Below are 505 nucleotides of genomic sequence, written 5' to 3'. Positions count from 1 at the left end.
ACAAAAGTCTGTGCAGGGCAGGATAAAAGTTGCGGGCATTCCGGCCGGAATTTTGACTTTCTCCGTAAGGTATCAGTAAAATGTAATAAAAAACAAACAAATGATGATGGATGCATCTTGAAATGGGGAGTTTCTGCATGAAGCACGATAACTTGCAAGCAAATGTACTGGATTACGCGCTCACGAAATATTTAAAGAGCACGAAAAAGCTTGATGAGGCGACAATTCCAAAGAGTATAAACAATATCAGAGGATTTATTCTGAGGATTATTTACCGGCATGGCACGTGCACGATTAAAGATATATTGCAGGAGGTCACATTATCGCCTTCCGCCACGACAACCGCTCTCAATCATTTAGAAAAAGAAGGATTCGTGGAAAGGTCGAGAAACAATGAAGACCGCCGCACGGTATGGATGACGCTTTCCGAATCGGGAAAAATGGCGGCCATGCAAATGATTGAAAACCGGCAGCTGCTCATTGACGAACTGTTCGAAGCATTGAC

General features: G+C 43.2%; 1 protein-coding gene. It reads left to right on the top strand.

All coding sequences use genetic code 11. The features are described from left to right. Positions 1-137 precede the first annotated feature (137 nt). A partial coding sequence (locus tag ACV1FX_RS41805) for a MarR family transcriptional regulator (RefSeq protein WP_473123297.1) occupies positions 138-505 on the top strand: 368 nt, incomplete at its 3' end.

Source organism: Bradyrhizobium ingae, from assembly GCF_055791185.1.
The sequence above is the reverse complement of the archived record's forward strand: the minus strand, read 5'-3'. Positions and strand labels throughout refer to the sequence as shown.